The organism is Synechococcus sp. CS-1326 (assembly GCF_025128115.1).
Taxonomy (GTDB): domain Bacteria; phylum Cyanobacteriota; class Cyanobacteriia; order PCC-6307; family Cyanobiaceae; genus Regnicoccus.
The window spans coordinates 17,985-36,840 of the sequence record NZ_JAHLYV010000026.1 but is presented as its reverse complement, the minus strand read 5'-3'; the positions used below and the strand labels follow the sequence as shown (position 1 = coordinate 36,840).

Here is an 18,856-nt window from a genome sequence, read left to right as displayed (position 1 = left end):
CGCATACCGGTGGTTCCCGTAAGTTGCAGACCTTCCTGCCCCAAGTGCCATGGGCGATCCGAGCGGATTCGAACTCTCGGTGGTCATCCCCCTCTTCAACGAGCACGACAGCGTGCACCTGCTGGTGGAGCAGGTGATTGCGGTTCTGAGGCCCATGGGACGCAGGTTCGAACTGGTGCTCGTTGACGATGGCTCCAGCGATGGCTCCGATGTCATCCTCGAGCAACTGGCCCGCGCAACGCCGGAACTGGTGGCTGTGCTGCTGCGCCGAAACTATGGCCAGACAGCCGCAATGGCGGCCGGATTCGATGCCAGCAGCGGCGCTGTGCTGATCACCCTGGACGGCGATCTGCAGAACGATCCCGCCGACATCCCCCTGCTGCTGGAGCGGCTGGAGCAGGGATTCGACCTGGTCAGCGGCTGGAGACACCAGCGCCAGGACGCGGCGTTGCAGAGACTGCTCCCCTCGAAGATCGCCAACCGCCTGATCGCCAGGGTCACCGGCGTGAAGCTGCACGATTACGGCTGTTCTCTCAAGGCCTACCGCCGTGAAGTGGTTGCCGACCTCAACCTCTACGGGGAGCTGCACCGCTTTCTGCCGGCGCTTGCCTTCATTGAAGGAGCCAGGATCAGCGAGGTGAAGGTGAACCATCACCCTCGTCGCTTCGGTGCCAGCAAATACGGGATCGATCGGACCTTCCGGGTGCTGATGGACCTGTTGACCGTCTGGTTCATGAAACGATTCCTGACCCGGCCGATGCATGTGTTCGGCTTCGGTGGCCTCGCCAGCCTCAGCGTGGGAGTGGTGATCGGCCTGATCCTGCTGAGCGAGAAGGTGTTCTTCGATGCCGACATCGGCAACCGCCCTCTGCTCTCGGTCGGCGTGCTTGCCATCGTTGCGGGAATTCAGCTGTTCTGCTTCGGCCTGCTCGCCGAGCTGCAGATGCGCACTTACCACGAAAGCCAGGGCCGACCGATCTACCGGGTGAGGGCCACGTTGCGCGGCAGTCAGAGCGATTGACGCCCTGCGGCTCCGCTGGCCCGATGGCGTTCGAACCGGTGGGGCTGGAGAGCTGGATGGTTTCGCATTGAACTTTTATGTCGCCACTGATCGGCCGACAGGGCAGGCCAGGAACAGATGGATACAGTGCGGGTGGTTGCTGTATTGGCCTGCGCCATGACTGGAGAATTCGCTGCCGCCTGGCTGCCGTCCATCCTCGTTCCCTTTGTTGGAATCCTTGGCCCGGCCATGGCCATGGCCCTGTTGTTCAACGTGATCGAATCCCGCGACTGAAGACCAGGGATCGACGATCCTCTTCCGCCTCTTCACCCTGCGAGCTCGCCGGGTTCGTTCCTTCTCCCGCTTTTCTCCATGACCGTGCACCCCGTCGCCGATGCCACTGTCGGCAATCTGGCCACACCTGTGAACAGCAGCTACTTCAGCAAGGCCTTCCTGAACGCCCTGCCTGCCTACCGCCCTTCCCTGTCTCCGAATCGACGCGGGCTAGAGGTGGGCATGGCCCATGGCTTTCTGCTGTATGGCCCCTTTGCCATGACCGGCCCCCTCCGCCTCACCGAATACGCCAGCACCGCCGGCCTGCTCGCGGCGATCGGACTGGTTTCCATCCTCACGATCTGCCTCTCGATCTACGGCACGGCAGGCACCGGTCCCAATGTCCAACCTCCCGATGCCACGATCGACAATCCACCCGCCGATCTGTTCACGAAGGCAGGTTGGGCTGAATTCGCCAGCGGCTTCTGGCTCGGTGGTTGCGGTGGCGCCGCCTTCGCCTGGTTCCTGGCAGGCAGTGTGATGGGCTCCCCCCTGGTCAAGCTCACCGGTGGGCTCTGGAGCGTCAGCTGACCCTGCCGCATCAGCAACTGAGCTCCGGTAGTCACAACCCCTGCTCACAGAACCCCGCCCAGGCGGGGTTTTTTCATGGTCCAGCCTGATCAGCTGAACAGCTGAGCGGCGGCGGGAGGAACGGCTCTGGGCCTGGAGGAGCAGGGGTCGCGCACTTGCTGTAAAGATTGGTGTCTGACAGCCCTGAGCCTTGCGGTATCGGATCGATGTCTGTCTCAGATCCATTCCTGCGCCGGCCGGTACTCACCCTGGTGGTGACCGTGCTGATCCTGCTGGCCGGCCTGATCAGCCTGCCTGCCTTGCAGGTCGAGAACCTGCCGCCGATCGCGCCGATCCGCGTGAACGTCCGCGCCAGCTACCCCGGCGGCGGAGCCGCTGCCGTGGAACAAGGGGTGACCACTCCCCTGGAGCGCCAGTTGAACGGCCTGGAGCGCCTCGAGAGCATCCGCTCCAGCAGTTCGGCCAATGGCAGCTCGATCACACTCACCTTCGAGGGGGGGAACCCCGAGCTCAACCAGATCAACGCCCAGAACGAGGCCACCCTGGCCAACCGCCAGCTCCCCCCTCAGGTGTCGCGGCTTGGGGTGCAGGTGCGTCGCAGCTCCGACGACCTGTTGATGGTGCTGGGCTTCAGTGCGCCGAAAGGCGTCTATGCCCCGGCCTTTCTGAGTGGCTGGGTGGATCAGCAGTTGCGCGACACCCTCCAGCGGGTGCCCGGGGTCGGCAACATCACGGTCGCCGGGGGGGGCGAGCTCGCCTTCCGTCTCTGGCTCGACCCGGTGGCTCTGGAGCAGCGCCAACTCACCATCGCCGATGTGGAACGCGCCCTGGTGGAGCAGAACGTGCTGGCCGCCCTCGGCCAGGTGGGGGACGCGCCGAGCCCCCCCGGCCAGCAAACCACCCTGCCACTCGAGATGGAAGGCCGGCTGCGCAGCGTCATCGAGCTGGAGGGTCTGGTGGTCAGCCGGACCAGCGAAGGCAGTGTGGTCCTGCTCAAGGACGTGGGGAGAGTGACCCTCGATCTGGAGAACTTCGAGAGCACCGCCAGCAATCTGGCCGGGGATCCCGTGGTGGCGGTACAGATCTTCCAGCGCGACGGCAGCAATGCCCTGGAAGTGAGTGACGCGGTGAACTCCGCCCTGGAGAGGCTGCAGTCCCAGTTCCCCCCCGGACTGGACGTGCAGCGCATCGTCGATGTGGCCGACTCCGTGCGGGAAAGCATTGACCTCACCCAGGCCAGCCTCCGCGACGCTGTGATCCTGGTGCTCCTGGTGCTGCTGCTGGCCCTTGGCAACAGCAGGCTTGCGGTGGTCACGGCTGTTGCTGTGCCTGTTGCCCTGATCGGCAGCCTCAGCATCCTGTGGGTCACGGGGAACTCGATCAACACCCTCAGCATCTTCGGCATGGTGCTGGCCACTGGCCTGGTGGTCGACGACGCCATCGTGGTGAGCGAAGACATCGGCAGGCGGCTCGAATTGGGGGAATCGCCCCAGCAGGCCGCCCGCGAGGCGATGAAGGAGCTGGGTGGAGCCGTGATCGCCACCTCCCTGGTGCTGGTGGTGGTGTTCCTGCCGGTTCTGGCCATGCCCGGCAGCGTCGGACGGCTCTATCAACCGATCGCGCTCACGATCAGCGCCACGATCCTGTTCTCGACGATCAATGCACTCACCTTCACGCCCGTGGCATCCGCATGGCTGCTGACCCACGGCTGGAGGGAACCGGCCCGGCTTCAGAAGCTGATGCAACGGCCTCAGATCTGGCTGGAGCAGCTTGGCCATCACTACGGCCGTGCCCTGGACCGAAGCTTCCGGTATCGACGCCTGGTGCTGCTGGGGCTGGCAGGCGGACTCATGCTGGCGGTCTGGGGGCTGGGCCAGCTGCCCACCGGCTTCATTCCCCAGGAGGACGACGGCCAGATCCGCGGTGTGGTGGCCCTGCCTGGCGGAGCCTCGATTCAGGCCACGGCAACCGTGATGGAGCGGATCCGTGAATCCGTTGCCAAGGAGCCGACAGTGCGTGTCGCCAACTTTTATGCCGGTCGCTCCTTCGGTGACAACGCTCCCAACAGGGGCCTCTTCTTCATCCGCCTCAAGGAGCTCAGCGAGCGGGGTCTGTCAAGGGCGAACAGCAACGAAGCTGTGGCCCGCAGGCTGGGGGAACAGCTGCGGCGGGAAATCACCGAAGCAGCAGTACAGGTGAGCGTGCCGCCAGCGGTGCGCGGCTTCAGCGGCGAAGGTGGACTGGAACTTGAGATCCTCGATGTCAGCTCCGGCCGGCTCACCCTGGCGGCGTTCGAGCAGGAGGCTCGGCGCTTCATTGCCATCGCCAATGCCGATCCCGCCTTTGAGCGGGTCAGCACACGCTTCAGTGCCGACTCACCCCTGCTTCGGCTTCGTCCGGATCGAATGCGCATGGCCTCGCTGGGAGTGGACCTGAGCACGTTGGTCGAGACCCTCGGCTCCAGTTTCGGCAGTCGTTACGTGAATGACAGCTTCGAGAGCGACCGGGTGCGGCGGGTGGTGGTGCAACTGGATGGCAACAGCAGGAGCAGCGCAGCGGATGTGCTGGCCCTGCAGGTTCGCAGCCGGGCGGGTGATCTGATCCCGCTGAGCGCGGTCGTGGCGATCGAGCAGGACACAGGACCAACCACGATCAACCACAGCAGGCTGTCACGGTCGATCACCATCCAGGCCATCCCCAGATCCGGACTGAGCACGGGACAGGCGATCGCCAGGCTCGAAGCGATCCAGCAAGAACAGGCGAACCCACTCACCGATCTCGAATGGGTCGGGCTGGCCAGAGAGGAGCGCCAGGCCGGTGGCAAAACCTGGCAACTGTTCGCCTTTGGAATGGTGGTGGTCTATCTGGTTCTGGCTGGCCTGTATGAAAGCTTCCTCGACCCATTGATCATCCTGATCACGGTGCCCCTGGCCCTGCTGGGAGCACTGATCGGCCTGGCTGGCCGCGGCCTCTTCCTTGACATCTACGCCCAGGTGGGCCTGCTGGTGCTGGTGAGTCTGTCGGCCAAGAACGGCATCCTGATCGTGGAATTTGCCAATCAGCAACTCAAACAGGGAATCGGGCTGCGCGAGGCCATTGAACACGCTGCGATCAGCAGACTGCGCCCGATCCTGCTGACGGCAATCTCCTCGCTGGTGGGCTTTCTGCCCCTGGTGTTCGCCACCGGTGCGGGTTCAGCGAGCCGCATCAGCATCGGCACAGTGGTGTTCTCCGGACTGTTGACCGCCACCCTCCTGACCCTCTTTGTGGTGCCGGTGGTTTACCTCGAAATGAAATTGATTGAGGGAAGAAAATGGTGGCCGCATCGTCAACCAAGCTGAGCAACAAAAAACCCCCGACCGAGGCCGGGGGTGAATGAGGAGGAACGTCCCTCGAAATGGAAGCTGAACTGTGGATCGGATCGATCGAACTGGCAGAAACGGTTAGCCGAACTTGCCAGAGGTAGAGGCGATCAGGAATGCACCGTAGGTGAGGATGTAGCCCACTGAGAAGTGAGCCAGCCCAACCACACGAGCCTGAACGATCGAGAGAGCGACTGGCTTGTCACGCCAGCCAACCAGGTTGGCCAGTGGTGTGCGCTGATGCGCCCAGACAATGGTTTCGATCAGTTCCTGCCAATATCCTCTCCAGGAGATCAGGAACATGAAGCCGGTGGCCCAGACAAGGTGGCCGAACAGGAACATCCAGGCCCACACAGCCAGGTTGTTGGTGCCGAAGGGGTTGTACCCGTTGATCAACTGGGAACTGTTCAGCCAGAGGTAGTCGCGGAACCAGCCCATCAGATAGGTGCTGGATTCGTTGAACTGAGCCACATTGCCCTGCCAGATGGCGAGGTGCTTCCAGTGCCAGTAGAAGGTGACCCAACCGACCGTGTTCAACGCCCAGAAAACCGAGAGATAGAAAGCATCCCAGGCAGAGATGTCGCAGGTGCCACCACGGCCAGGTCCATCACAGGGGAAGGAGTAGCCAAAGTCCTTTTTGTCGGGCATCAGCTTCGAACCCCTGGCATCCAGCGCACCCTTCACCAGGATGAGCGTGGTGGTGTGAAGGCCCAGGGCGATGGCATGGTGAACAAGGAAGTCACCGGGGCCAATCGGGAGGAACACATCAGTGTTGCCATTGATGGCATCCAACCAGAAGTGATCACCAGGGATGTTGGCCGAAGCCAGGCTGGCGGCACTGGAAGGATTGGAGAGCAGGACATCAAAGCCATAGAGGGCTTTTCCGCTTGCTGCTTGCACGAACTGGGCAAAGACAGGCTCTACCAGGATCTGCTTCTCGGGGGTACCAAAGGCCACGACCACGTCGTTGTGAACGTAGAGACCGAGGGTGTGGAATCCGAGGAACAGGGATACCCAGCTCAGGTGGCTGATGATCGCTTCCTTGTGATCAAGCATCCGAGCAAGAACGTTGTTCTTGTTGGCCTCAGGATCGTAATCACGGATGAAGAAGATCGCACCGTGGGCAAAGGCACCGACCATCAGGAAGATGGCGATGTACTGGTGGTGGGTATAAAGAGCCGCCTGGGTTGTGTAGTCCTTGGCGATGAACGCATAGGACGGCAGCGCATACATGTGCTGGGCCACCAGGCTGGTGATCACTCCGAGCGAAGCCAGAGCAAGACCGAGCTGGAAGTGCAGCGAGTTGTTGATCGTGTCGTAGAGCCCTTTATGGCCCGCACCCAGGGCACCACCGAATGGAGTGCCTTTGGGAGGATTGTGGGCCTCCAGAATTTCCCGGATCGAATGACCGATCCCGAAATTGGTGCGGTACATGTGCCCAGCGATCACGAAGATGCAACCAATCGCCAGGTGGTGATGGGCAATGTCCGTGAGCCAGAGCGACTCAGTCTGGGGGTGGAAACCACCGAGGAAAGTGAGGATGGCTGTGCCGGATCCCTCTGAGCTGCCAAAAATCTGGTTGACGGTGTCAGGATTTTCGGCGTAGACCCCCCAGTTTCCGGTGAAGAACGGAGCAAGACCGGCGGGGTGGGGCAGAACGTTCAGGAAGTTATCCCAACCGACATGCTGACCGCGGGACTCAGGGATGGCCACGTGGACCAGGTGACCGGTCCAGGCAATGGAACTGAAGCCGAACAGAACAGCCAGGTGATGGTTCAACCGGGATTCAGCGTTCTTGAACCAGGCCAGGGAGGGCCGGAACTTGGGCTGGAGGTGAAGCCAGCCGGCGAACAGCGCCCAGGCCGAAAGGATCATCATGAAGATCGATCCCTGGTACAGCTCGGCATTGGTGGTCATGCCGATCGTGTACCACCAGTGATACAAGCCTGAATAGGCAATGTTCACCGGGGAGGTGGCACCTGCCTGGGTGAAGGCGGTGATGGCCCCCTGGCCGAAGTGAGGATCCCAGATCGCATGCGCGATGGGACGGACATGCAGCGGATCGGCGACCCACTGCTCAAAGTTGCCCTGCCAGGCGATGTGGAACAGGTTCCCAGAAACCCAGAGGCCGATAATCGCCAGGTGGCCGAAATGGGTGGAGAAGAGCTTTTGGTAAAGCTTCTCCTCCGTCATTCCGTCGTGGCTCTCGAAGTCGTGAGCCGTGGCGATGCCGTACCAGATACGGCGGGTTGTGGGGTCCTGTGCCAGACCCTGGCTGAACGAAGGAAATTTCGTTGCCATGTGGAAAGGTCAGGAGGAGGTCAGCCGACCGCGACAAGTCGGGCCAGGAAGAACGCCCAGGTGGTAGCGATACCGCCCAGGAGATAGTGAGCCACGCCAACGGCGCGACCCTGGATGATGCTCAGCGCCCGCGGTTGAATCGCAGGTGCAACTCTCAGCTTGTTATGAGCCCAGACGATGGACTCAATCAGCTCTTGCCAGTAGCCGCGGCCACTGAACAGGAACATCAGGCTGAAGGCCCAGACGAAGTGGGCACCCAGGAACATCAATCCGTAGGCACTTGAAGAGGAGCCATAGCTGTTGATCACCTGAGCGGCCTGGGCCCACAGGAAATCACGCAGCCAACCATTGATGGTGATGGCGCTCTGGGCAAAGTTGCCGTTGGTGATGTGCTGGACGGTGCCGTCCGCGTTGACGGTTCCCCAGACATCGCTCTGCATCTTCCAGCTGAAGTGGAAGATCACGATGGAGATGGAGTTGTACATCCAGAACAGGCCAAGGAACACGTGGTCCCATGCCGAAACCTGGCAGGTGCCGCCACGGCCGGGGCCGTCGCAGGGGAACCGGAAACCAAGGTTGGCCTTGTCGGGGATGAGCCTGGAGCTGCGGCTGTACAGCACACCCTTCAGCAGGATCAGCACGGTGACGTGGATCGTGAAGGCATGGATGTGGTGCACCATGAAATCGGCCGTACCCAGAGGGATCGGACCGGCAGCCACTTTGCCTCCGACAGCGACGACAGCACCGTTGAACACCTCGCTGACTCCGGAGAGTGCATTGGGCGCCGTGGTGCCGGCCGCTGCGGCGTGCAGACCCTGAATCCATTGGGCGAAGACAGGTTGCAGCTGAATGGCCGAGTCACTGAACATGTCCTGGGGACGTCCCAGAGCACGCATCGTGTCGTTGTGGATGTACAGACCGAAGCTGTGGAAGCCAAGGAAGATGCAGACCCAGTTGAGGTGGCTGATCAGGGCATCTCTGGCCTTGAGAACCCGATCGAGCACGTTGTCGATGTGCTTGGCCGGGTCGTAATCGCGGATGAGTGCGATCGCCGCGTGGGCGCCAGCTCCAACGATGATGAAACCGCCGATCCACATGTGGTGGGTGAAGAGCGATAACTGCGTTGGGTAATCAATCCCGATATAGGGATAGGGAGGCATCGCATACATGTGATGCGCCACGATGATGCTCAGCGAGCCAAGCAAGGCGAGATTCACGGCCAGCTGGGCATGCCAGGAAGTGGTCATGAACTCGAACAGGCCATCGTGACCTTTCGGTGCAGGGAACAGCAGGGGATCACCCTTCTGACCCTCAAGGATCTCCTTGATGCTGTGACCGATCCCCCAGTTGGTCCGGTATTGGTGGCCGGCGATGATGAAGAGAACGGCGATCGCCAGGTGGTGATGGGCGATGTCGGTCATCCAGAGGCTGCCGGTGACAGGATTCAGACCACCTTTGAAGGTGAGGAAATCGCTGTAGGCGGCCCAGTTACCGGAGAAGAATGGGGAGAGACCCGCCCCAAAACCAGGGAAGAGCTGAGCGATCAGATCCTGGTTGAGAAACTCATGGGGAAGGGGAATGTCCGCCACGGAGGCAATGGTTTTGCCATTCAGCACCAGCGGTTTGCCGGCGTCGATGGCATCCATCAACTGGGTTGTGGGCAGCGACACATGCAGAAGGTGCCCTGTCCAGGACAGGGAGCCAAGACCCAGCAGACCGGCCAGATGGTGGTTGAGCATGGACTCAACGTTCTGGAACCACTCCAGCTTGGGGGCTGCCTTGTGATAGTGGAAAACCCCTGCGTTAAGCATGAGGCCAGCCATCACCAGGGCACCGATTGCTGTGCAGAGCAACTGGAATTCGCTGGTGAAGCCCCAGGCTCTCCACACATGGAAGAGACCTGAAGTGATCTGGATGCCGTGGAAGCCGGCACCCACATCGGCATTGAGAATTTCCTGACCGAAGATCGGCCACACCACCTGAGCACTGGGTTTGACGTGCAGGGGGTCGGCCAACCAACCGGTGTAGTTGGAGAAGCGGGCACCGTGATAGAAGGCGCCGCTCAACCAGATGAAGATGACGGCCAGATGGCCGAAGTGAGCGCTGAAGATCTTCCGGGAGACCTCCTCAAGATCGCTCGTGTGGCTGTCGAAATCGTGAGCGTTGGCGTGGAGGTTCCAAACCCAGGTGGTGGTTTTGGGACCTTTGGCGAGGGTGCGATCGAAGTGGCCGGGCTTGCCGAGCACATCGAAATCGACGGGAACTGGGTTCCGGTCGACGGAGACCTTTGCCTTTGTCCCACGCTCTGGTGGGCTGATGGTCATCGAGACGTTCCTCGAGGGACGGGATCGAGGTGGAGGTCCACCCCTCCGGCACAGGCGGGAAACCTGGACCGGTGGGTCACATGGCGGGGCGGAACAAGCCCACCGACACCACGGAAACCAGGAAGGCAAGGACCCGGCGAAAAGCCGAAACCCCTTGCCACAACTGGAGCTGAAGCCCCAAAGAAGGGACCGCTGGCGGAAGTATAGGGGTGAGTTTCAGGCCCTTCGGCAGGGAAGTAACAAAGGTTCAATCCAGCGGCACCCCTGTCAGAGACTGGGCTCTGGCAGGGGATACTTAACACTGAGTCCTGGTATTCATTGCCGCTTTTGTTATTCCAACAACGATGGATCAACCCTCGCCATCCAGCTCCTCCTCAGCACCTGAGTAACGGACTGGCCCGGGGGCTCGGAGCGATGCTGCTCTGTCTGGCTGTGCTGCTGATCGGAGGATGGAGCCTGCGGCCGCCGAACTCCCCTCCTGCAGAGGCTCTCTCCCCATCCCCGCCTTCGGGAGCGTTGCAGGAAGTGGCCCCTCCCCTGCCGGTTCAGCAGCTTCAGGATCGGCTGGCCAAGCTGCAGCCCCAGCTGCGCATTCTTTCTCCGGAAGATGACGCCCTGCTGCCGTCAGGCCCCTGGGAACTCCAGCTCAGCCTCGACGACTGGCCCCTGGTCGGTGGCGGCGGGAGCCTCGGCATCGGCCCCCACCTGGTGGTTCAGCTGGATGACCAGCCGCCGCGGCGAATCGTCGAGCCGCAGGGCGATGGCAGCGGCCCTGTCTCCCTGCAGGTGCCGATGGAACCACTCAGCCCGGGCAGCCACCGGTTGACGGTCTACGCAGCCAGGCCCTGGGGTGAAGCGGTCAAGTCCCGTGGGGGCTTCCGCCAGATCCGGCTGCATCGGGTGGCCGCGAATCCCTTGCAACTTCCCCCACCGGGATCTGCCCAGCTGATCAGCGCGATTCCCGTCGACTGGCCGATGGCTGAGCCCGTTCCGATCGACTGGCTCCTGCTGGACGCGCCCCTGCAGCATCTGCGCGGGGACGATCGCCAGTGGCTGCTGCGGGTCACAGTCAATGGCGACAGCTTCCTGACCGACCAGCAGGCAACGCTGTGGCTGAAGGGGCTCAGGCCGGGTGCCAATGCGTTGCAGCTGGAACTGCTCGATGGCCTGGGGGAACCGCTCAATCCACCGTTCAACAGCCTTGTGCGTGAGGTCACCCTTGCTGCCGGCGGCAACCGTTGGCAGCAGGGCAAACTCACGGATCAGGAACTCGATCAGAGGCTCGGGCGGACCCCTGCGCCGGCCTTGGAGCCCACCGCCATGCTTGCCACAAGCAACCTGAACGATGCCGATCAGATGGCTGCCGAGCAGGAAGGCGATTCAGCCGAGCCGACAGAGCCGGAGGAGAGCCAGGCTGAGGCGGATCAGCTGGTGCCTGATCCGGAGCCCACCCCCTCTTCAGCCCCCTCTTCAGTCCAGGACGATGAGCCTGAACCCCTCGCTGCCAGCTCGCCCCATGACTGATCCCAACTGTTGGGGCCTGGGACTCAGTCCAGCCAGTGCTTCGGTGCTCGGCCAACTGCAGCAGGCTCGACTGGTTCAGCTTGCTCCCCCGGAAACCCCGGTGGCGGCCTTTCTGGCGGAGCACTGGGACAGCAGCGCCGCCTTCGTGGCGGTTGGAGCCTGCGGAGCGATCGCCCGTCTGATCGCCCCCCTGCTCAAGGGCAAGCACCTGGATCCGGCGGTGGTGGTAGTCGATCCAGCCGGCCGATTTGTGATTCCCCTGCTGGGGGGACACTGGGCGGGCGGCGAAGCCTTCAGCCAACAGGTGGCTGCCCTGCTGGGCGGCCAGGCGGTGCTGACCGGCTCAAGCAGCGGCACAGGGCGGCTCGCGCTCGACAGCTTCGGGCTCGGTTGGGGCTGGCGACGGGGACGGGGCCCCTGGGATGCCCTGATGAAGGCGGCGGCAAAGGGGCAGCTACCTCTGATCATCCAGGAGACCGGGCTGACCCTGTGGAAGAACCTGGAAGCGGCGGCAGCCGGGCAGGCGGATGCCGAAGGCTGCCTGGAGGACACTTCGTCCCTGGTGATCAGCCACCGGCTTGGCGATGGCTGCCGCTGGCATCCGCCGTCCCTCTGGCTCGGAATCGGCTGTGAGCGGCATACCAGCCTCAGCCTGCTGGAGCGGGTGGTCGATCAGGCCCTGGAACGCCAGCAGCTCGCACCGGAAGCTGTGGCTGGGCTGGCCAGCGTGGATCGCAAAGGCGATGAGCCAGCCCTGCTGGCCCTTGCCGAGCAAAGACAATGGCCGCTGCGGCTCTTCAAGGCGGAGGAGCTTGCCCCCGTGGTTGTTCCCACTCCCTCGGACGCTGTCCGAAAGGAAATGGGAACCGCCAGCGTGGCGGAGGCCGCCGCCCTGCTGGCGGCCGGTCCAAAGGGAACGCTGCTGGCCGCCAAGCGGATTGAACACGCCAGGGACTTCGAGCGGGGTGCAGCCACCCTGGCCGTTGGTATGGCTGCGGTGCAATGGGCACCAGGCCAGGGACAGCTCCACCTGATCGGCAGCGGGCCCGGCCGCCTCGACCTGCTGACCCCCGCCGCCCGCCGCGCCCTGGCCGAGAGCACGATCTGGGTGGGCTATGGCCTTTATCTGGATCTGCTCGAACCCCTGCGCCGGTCGGATCAACTGCGCTGTGATGGCCAGCTCACCCAGGAGCGCCAGCGCTGTGCGCTGGCCGTTGAACTGGCTTGCCAGGGGCTGACGGTGGCGCTGGTCTCCTCCGGTGAAAGCGGGATCTATGGCATGGCCGGCCTGGCCCTGGAACAATGGCTGGAGCTGACCGGCGAGAACAGGCCGGGGTTCACGGTGCATCCAGGCGTCTCGGCCCTTCAGCTGGCCGCGGCTCGCGCCGGGGCACCACTGATGCATGATTTCTGCACGATCAGCCTGAGCGATCGGCTCACCCCCTGGGCAACGATCGAGCAGCGGCTGAGGGCAGCGGCGGCGGGAGATTTCGTTGTGGCGCTCTACAACCCCCGCTCGCTCGGCCGCGACTGGCAGCTGGCCAGGGCGATGGCGCTGTTGAGCGAGGGACGCTCCGGCCGGATTCCCGTGGTGCTCGCCAGGCAACTGGGCAGAGCAGGGGAACAGGTGAGCCTCCACGTTCTGGAGGATCTGCCCCTGGAGCAGGTCGACATGCTGAGCCTTGTGCTGGTGGGGAACAGCACCACCCGGCTGGTGGACGGGAAGATGGTGACTCCCCGTGGATACCCGGGTGCGGAGCTCCGTTGAGCGGAGTGTTCTTGCCGCAAACCACTGGCTCAGCGGTGCTGAATCGGGATGACAGGATTCGAACCTGCGGCCCCTTCGTCCCGAACGAAGTGCGCTACCAAGCTGCGCCACATCCCGCTGATTTGAGCTTAGGCGATCAGCCAGCAGCAGCTCCTACATTCTTGGCTACCCGCTTGGCAGAGGCCTTCGGCTCTTGCTCAAACCCGACTGGCTGCGTGTCAAGGCCCCCCAACGGGAGCGCATCGGTGCCGTGGCCGATCTGCTCAAGGACCTGAACCTCAACACGGTCTGCCAGGAGGCCAGTTGCCCGAACATCGGCGAATGCTTCGCCGGTGGCACCGCCACGTTCCTGATCATGGGTCCGGGCTGCACCCGCGCCTGCCCCTATTGCGACATCGATTTCGACAAGAGCGTGCGGGGGCTTGATCCCAGCGAACCCGAACGACTCGGTGAGGCAGTGGCGCGGCTGGGCCTGAGCCATGTCGTGATCACCTCGGTCAACCGCGACGATCTTGCCGATGGAGGCGCCAGCCAGTTCGTGGCCTGCATCGACCAGGTGCGTCGCCGCTCCGGGTTCACAACGATCGAGCTGTTGATCCCGGATTTCTGCGGCAACTGGAGTGCCCTCGCCGCCGTCATGGCGGCCAGCCCCGATGTGCTCAATCACAACATCGAAACGGTGCCGCGGCTCTACCGCCAGGCCAGACCCCAGGGAGAGTACGAGCGCTCCCTGGAGCTTCTGAACCGGGTGAGCGCCGACTGGCCCCGCGCCTACACGAAGTCGGGGCTGATGGTTGGGTTGGGGGAAACCGACGAAGAGGTGCTCGCGGTGCTCAACGATCTGAACAGCAATCAGGTCGACATCATCACGATCGGGCAATATCTGTCCCCGGGGCCCAGGCATCTGCCGGTGCAGCGCTTTGTGACCCCTGAACAGTTTGAGCAGTTCCGCCGCCACGGCGAACAGCAGCTGGGCTTCCTGCAGGTGGTCAGTTCGCCGCTCACCCGCAGCAGCTATCACGCCGGCGAAGTACGCCGGCTGATGCGGGAACACCCCCGTTAAACCGCCACCTTGACCCGTTCGGAGAGGCCAAGCCTGGCCAGTTCACTCGGCGGGACCAGAACTTTGAAGCGACCGCGCCACTGGGGCCAGTTGGCCAGGATTTCGGCCGCTCTGCGGCTGCCGGTCAGCTCTAGGTGGGACGCCAGCAGGGGCTTGAGCAGGGCCTCCTGCTCAAGCGTGTCAAGAGGGTGCATGGCGAGGGTCTCAGAATTGAGGCGGCCCGCCAGGTCCCCGTGTTCATCCAGCAGGAAGGCCACCCCGCCGGTCATGCCAGCACCGACGTTGCGACCGGTGCTGCCAAGGATCACCACGATTCCACCGGTCATGTATTCGCAGCAGTGGTCTCCGCTGCCCTCCACGACACTCATTGCGCCACTGTTCCGCACGGCGAACCGCTCTCCGGCGCGACCAAGGGCGAACAGTTCGCCGCCGGTGGCGCCGTACAGGCAGGTGTTGCCGAGAAGCACCTGGCTGCCGGGATCATTCCCACCGGCCGGAGGCACCACGACAAGACGTCCACCATTCATCGCCTTGCCGACGTAGTCGTTGGCATCACCGATCAAGCGCACCTCCATGCCCTTGAGCAACATCGCGCCGAAGCTTTGCCCGGCGGCCCCCTGGAAACAAAGCTCAAGCCGTCCTGAAAAGCCGTCGTTGCCGTGTCGGCAAGCGATCTCGCCGGCAAGGCGGGCACAGACACTCCGATCAGTGTTGACGATCGCCAGGGTGCGGCTCAGCTGGCCATGGGTTTCGATCGCGGCCATCAGCTCGGGATCGGCGAGCAGCAGATCTTCCAGAATCGGCCCATTGCCATGGGCTGCTGCCCGATGCTTCAGCCAGCTGCGATCCTCCGAGTGGGGGAGGGGATCAAGCAGGCAGCTGAGATCAAGGGAACCGGTTTTGGCCAGGGTCACATCCCGCGGCCGGAGCAGGTCATTCCTGCCGATCAGTTCCTCCAGCCGCGCCACCCCGAGCACGCTGAGCAGCTGACGCACCTCCTCGGCCACGTAGAGGAAGAAATTCACCACATGCTCCGGCAGACCGGTGAAACGCTTGCGCAGCGCCTCCTTCTGGGTGGCCACCCCCACAGGGCAATTGTTGGTGTGACAGACGCGGGCCATGATGCAGCCCTCCGCGATCATCGCCACCGAGCCGAAGCCATACTCCTCGGCGCCCAGCAGGGCCGCCATCACCACGTCCCAGCCGGTCTTGAGGCCGCCATCGGTGCGAAGCAGCACGCGATCCCGCAGCCCATTGACCAGGAGGCTGCGGTGAACTTCGGAGAGCCCCAGTTCCCAGGGGCTGCCGGCATGCTTGATCGAGCTCAATGGCGAAGCCCCCGTACCACCATCGTGGCCGGAAACCTGAATGACGTCGGCATTGGCCTTGGCCACTCCTGCGGCGATGGTGCCGATGCCGATCTCGGCCACCAGCTTGACCGAGACCTTGGCGGCCGGATGGACCTGATGGAGATCATGGATCAGTTGGGCCAGATCCTCGATCGAATAGATGTCGTGATGGGGGGGAGGCGAAATCAGTGCCACGCCGGGCTTGCTGTTGCGCAGCCAGGCGATGTAGGCATCCACTTTGGGGCCTGGTAACTGCCCGCCCTCGCCAGGCTTGGCCCCCTGGGCCACCTTGATCTCCAGCTGACGGGCACTGCGCAGGTAGGCCGGGGTGACCCCGAAGCGACCGGAGGCAATCTGCTTGATGGCCGAGTTGGCAGAGTCGCCATTCCGCAGGCCACGGATTGTCGGCAGGGTGGGAGAAAAGCCCTCTGGATCGACATCCTGCAACAGGTGAAAGCGGGCCGGATCCTCGCCACCTTCGCCACTGTTGCTCTTGCCGCCGATCCGGTTCATGGCCACGGCCAACACTTCATGAGCCTCCCGGGAGAGGGCACCAAGGCTCATGCCACCGGTGCAGAAGCGACTGCAGATGCTCTCCACACTCTCAACCTGTTCGATCGGCAACGGGGTCGCAGCCGATCGGAACTCGAGCAGATCCCTCAGGGCCGTGACAGGCCTGTGCTTCAGCAGGGTCTGGTAGGTGGAGAAGTGGTCGTAGCCGGGTCCTGCAGTCACGGCGGCATGGAGGGCCTTGGCCATCTCCGGGCTGTTGAGGTGAAACTCACCGCCGGTGCGGTACTGGACAAAACCCATGAACTCAAGCTTGGTTCGGTGCAGCTCCGGGAAGGCCTTGGCATGGAAGACAAGGGTTTCCCTGGCCAGGTCGGTGAAGCTCATTCCTGCAATCCGGCTGGTGGTGCCCTTGAAAGCACGCTCGATCAGATCGGCCCCGATACCGATCGCCTCGAAGATCTGGGCTCCCTGATAGCTGGCCAGCAGGGAAATACCGATCTTGGAGAGGATCTTGCGCAATCCGGCCTCCAGGGCCTTGCGCACGTTGGCCTGGGCAGCGGCGACATCAAGCCGGGGCAACTTGCCCCTCTCCATCTGCGACTGGGTTCTGGGGTGCTCGAGCCAGTGACGGGTGGTTTCCCAGGTGAGCCAGGGGCAGACGGCGCTGGCACCGAAACCGATCAGGCAGGCCAGCTGGTGGGTACTCCAGCACTGGGCGGTGTCAACCACCAGAGAACAGTGCAGACGGAGGCGAAGCTGAAGAAGATGGTGGTGGACGGCCCCGACGGCCAGCAGGGGCGGAATGTAGGAACGGGTGGCGGCAAGGCCCGCTTCGGCCCGATCGGAGAGCACCAGAATCTGCTGACCAGCCCTGACTGCGGCTTCGGCATCCAGGCAGAGACGCTCGACCGCCTGCTCCAGGCCAACCGGGCCATCGAGGATCGAGTACAGGGTGGAGAGGGTGACGGTGGCGAGGCCCTGCTGGCCGAGGCAGAGAAGTTCCTGCTCGTTCAGCACCGGGGTATCGAGGTGCAACATCGAAGCCGAAGCCGGTTCAGGCCTCAGGGCTGAACCGCGCCTGCCCAGGTGCATCTCCAGGCTCATCACCAACTCCTCCCGCAGTGGGTCGATCGGCGGATTGGTGACCTGGGCGAAGCGCTGCTTGAAATAGTCGTAGAGGAGATGGGGCCGGCTCGAGAGCACCGCCAGGGGGATGTCGTCGCCCATGCAGTAGGTGGGCTCCTTGCCCTGACCAGCCATCTCCTCGATCACCAGATCCTGATCCTCTGCGGTGAATCCGAAGGCGGTCTGGTGGCGCAGCAGATCCAGCTCCCCCATCACCGTGGTGATCTGCCAGGGCTGAGCCTGAAGCGAACGTCGATGCTCCTGGAGCCAGGCGCCGTAGGGATGACGCGAAGCCACCTGCTCCTTCACCTGCCAGTTCTTGAGCAGCCGACCGTTCTCCAGATCCACCGCCAGCATCTGACCCGGACCGAGACGCCCCTTCTCGACGATGCGGCTCTCCTCGATCGCCACGACGCCGGTTTCCGATCCCATCACCACCAGGCCGTCGCTGGTGATGCAGTAGCGGGCGGGGCGCAGTCCATTGCGATCGAGCGAAGCACCCACACTGCGACCATCACTGAAGACGAGCAGGGCCGGTCCATCCCAAGGCTCCTGCAGGCAGGCCGAATACTCGTAGAAGGCCTGCACCTCCGGCCGTCCGTCGAGCTCAGGCTGCTGACGGAACGCCTCGGGCACCAGGGTCAGAAGACTGTCGGTGATCGGCCTGCCACTGCGCACCATCAGCTCGAGCATGGCGTCGAGATTGGCCGAATCACTGAAGGCCGCATTCACGACCGGCTTGAGATCAACGGCTGCCTCGCCCCAGGCGGCATCCAGGTGGGATTCGGCGGCACGGGCCCAGTTGAGATTGCCGAGCAGGGTGTTGATCTCGCCGTTATGACCCAGCATCCGCATCGGCTGGGCCAGCGGCCAGCGCGGCAGGGTATTGGTGCTGAAGCGGCGGTGGTACACCGCGAAGCTCACCGCAAAACGCTGATCCCTGAGGTCGCCATAGAAGGCCTGCAGCACCTCTGAGCGAACCATGCCCTTGTAGACGATGGTGCGGCCACTGAAGGAGGCGAAGTAAAGATCGCTCGGACCTGGCCCCCAGGCTTCGCGGACCAGATCACCGACCCGGCGGCGACAACGGAACAGCAGGGCTTCAAGGGCGTCGGCCTCCACCTCGGCCTCCACCAGCCACTGCTGGATCACAGGCGCCGTCTGGCGGGCGAGGGGACCCAGCACGGCGGGATCGACAGGCACGGAGCGCCAGCCGACGCTGCGCAGCCCCAGCATCAGGGCAGCCTGTTCACAGAACTGATGGGCCTGTTGAAGCCGTTCTGGATCGGCCGGCAGAAACAGCATCGCCAGGCCACGCCTTGCCGGCGCCACCGAAGCGGTTTCCGGCCAGACGGTTTCCAGATAATCCCAGGGAATCCCGCAGAGGATGCCGGCGCCATCACCGGAGTCGCTGTCACCGCCGCAACCGCCGCGATGCTCCATGCAGCTCAGACCATGCAGGGCCTGTTGCAACAGCCGATGGGACGCCTCGCCGCTCAGCTGAGCCAGAAAACCAACGCCGCAGGCATCCTTCTCCCCGGCTACGGCGGCCGGCGCAGGGCTGTCGCAATGGGGCCAGTGCGGAGAGGAAGAAAGAGGCATGGGCCGGGAACAACCTGCAAGAACGAGCGGCAGCCCTGATTGACGCAGGCAGCCAACCTGT

General features: G+C 63.4%; 10 protein-coding genes and 1 tRNA gene. 7 read left to right on the top strand and 4 right to left on the bottom strand.

Translation table 11 applies throughout. The features are described from left to right. The first annotated feature begins 49 nt into the window (after positions 1-49). The 4 genes from KQ307_RS09730 (at position 50) to KQ307_RS09715 (ending at position 5,205) form a co-directional block, all read left to right on the top strand. Positions 50-1,021 (top strand): glycosyltransferase family 2 protein, encoded by a 972-nt coding sequence (locus KQ307_RS09730; protein ID WP_259700763.1) that lies wholly within the window; start codon positions 50-52, stop codon positions 1,019-1,021. 117 nt (positions 1,022-1,138) lie between these two features. Further along, the gene (locus KQ307_RS09725; RefSeq protein WP_399242136.1) at positions 1,139-1,294 is read left to right on the top strand and encodes a photosystem I reaction center subunit VIII; all 156 of its coding nucleotides are present in this window, start codon (positions 1,139-1,141) and stop codon (positions 1,292-1,294) included. 78 nt (positions 1,295-1,372) lie between these two features. Next, positions 1,373-1,864 carry a photosystem I reaction center subunit XI gene (locus tag KQ307_RS09720; protein WP_259700761.1) on the top strand — a complete coding sequence of 164 codons (492 nt, stop codon included), beginning with the start codon at positions 1,373-1,375 and terminating at the stop codon, positions 1,862-1,864. A 206-nt stretch (positions 1,865-2,070) separates the two neighbouring features. Further along, on the top strand, positions 2,071-5,205 hold the full coding sequence (locus KQ307_RS09715; protein ID WP_259727862.1) for an efflux RND transporter permease subunit: 3,135 nt from the start codon (positions 2,071-2,073) through the stop codon (positions 5,203-5,205). A gap of 102 nt (positions 5,206-5,307) precedes the next feature. Here KQ307_RS09715 and psaB read toward each other — a convergent pair whose 3' ends face one another. Then, positions 5,308-7,527: a photosystem I core protein PsaB gene (psaB, locus tag KQ307_RS09710; RefSeq protein WP_259700759.1), complete on the bottom strand. Its 2,220-nt coding sequence runs from the start codon at positions 7,525-7,527 to the stop codon at positions 5,308-5,310. Between the two features lie 20 nt (positions 7,528-7,547). Then, complete coding sequence (psaA, locus tag KQ307_RS09705) at positions 7,548-9,851, bottom strand: photosystem I core protein PsaA (protein WP_259700758.1); 2,304 nt, start codon at positions 9,849-9,851, stop codon at positions 7,548-7,550. Between the two features lie 414 nt (positions 9,852-10,265). Between psaA and KQ307_RS09700 the strand changes: the two genes are divergently transcribed. Together KQ307_RS09700 and cobJ are read left to right on the top strand one after the other, a co-directional pair. Then, positions 10,266-11,375, top strand: a complete 1,110-nt coding sequence (locus KQ307_RS09700) for a hypothetical protein (protein ID WP_259727861.1) — start codon at positions 10,266-10,268, stop codon at positions 11,373-11,375. Then, complete coding sequence (gene cobJ, locus KQ307_RS09695; RefSeq protein WP_259727860.1) at positions 11,368-13,143, top strand: precorrin-3B C(17)-methyltransferase; 1,776 nt, start codon at positions 11,368-11,370, stop codon at positions 13,141-13,143. The genes KQ307_RS09700 and cobJ overlap by 8 nt, the downstream gene beginning before the upstream one ends. 43 nt (positions 13,144-13,186) lie before the next feature. Here the strand turns inward: cobJ and KQ307_RS09690 are convergent. Further along, positions 13,187-13,260 (bottom strand) — tRNA-Pro (locus tag KQ307_RS09690). A gap of 76 nt (positions 13,261-13,336) precedes the next feature. On the opposite strand from KQ307_RS09690, the gene lipA reads away from it, so the two are divergent. Then, on the top strand, positions 13,337-14,206 hold the full coding sequence (gene lipA / locus KQ307_RS09685) for a lipoyl synthase (protein WP_259700755.1): 870 nt from the start codon (positions 13,337-13,339) through the stop codon (positions 14,204-14,206). Here the strand turns inward: lipA and KQ307_RS09680 are convergent. Then, entirely contained in the window at positions 14,203-18,795 is a 4,593-nt protein-coding gene (locus KQ307_RS09680; RefSeq protein ID WP_259727859.1) for a glutamate synthase-related protein, read from the bottom strand. The genes lipA and KQ307_RS09680 overlap by 4 nt on opposite strands. Positions 18,796-18,856: the final 61 nt, after the last annotated feature.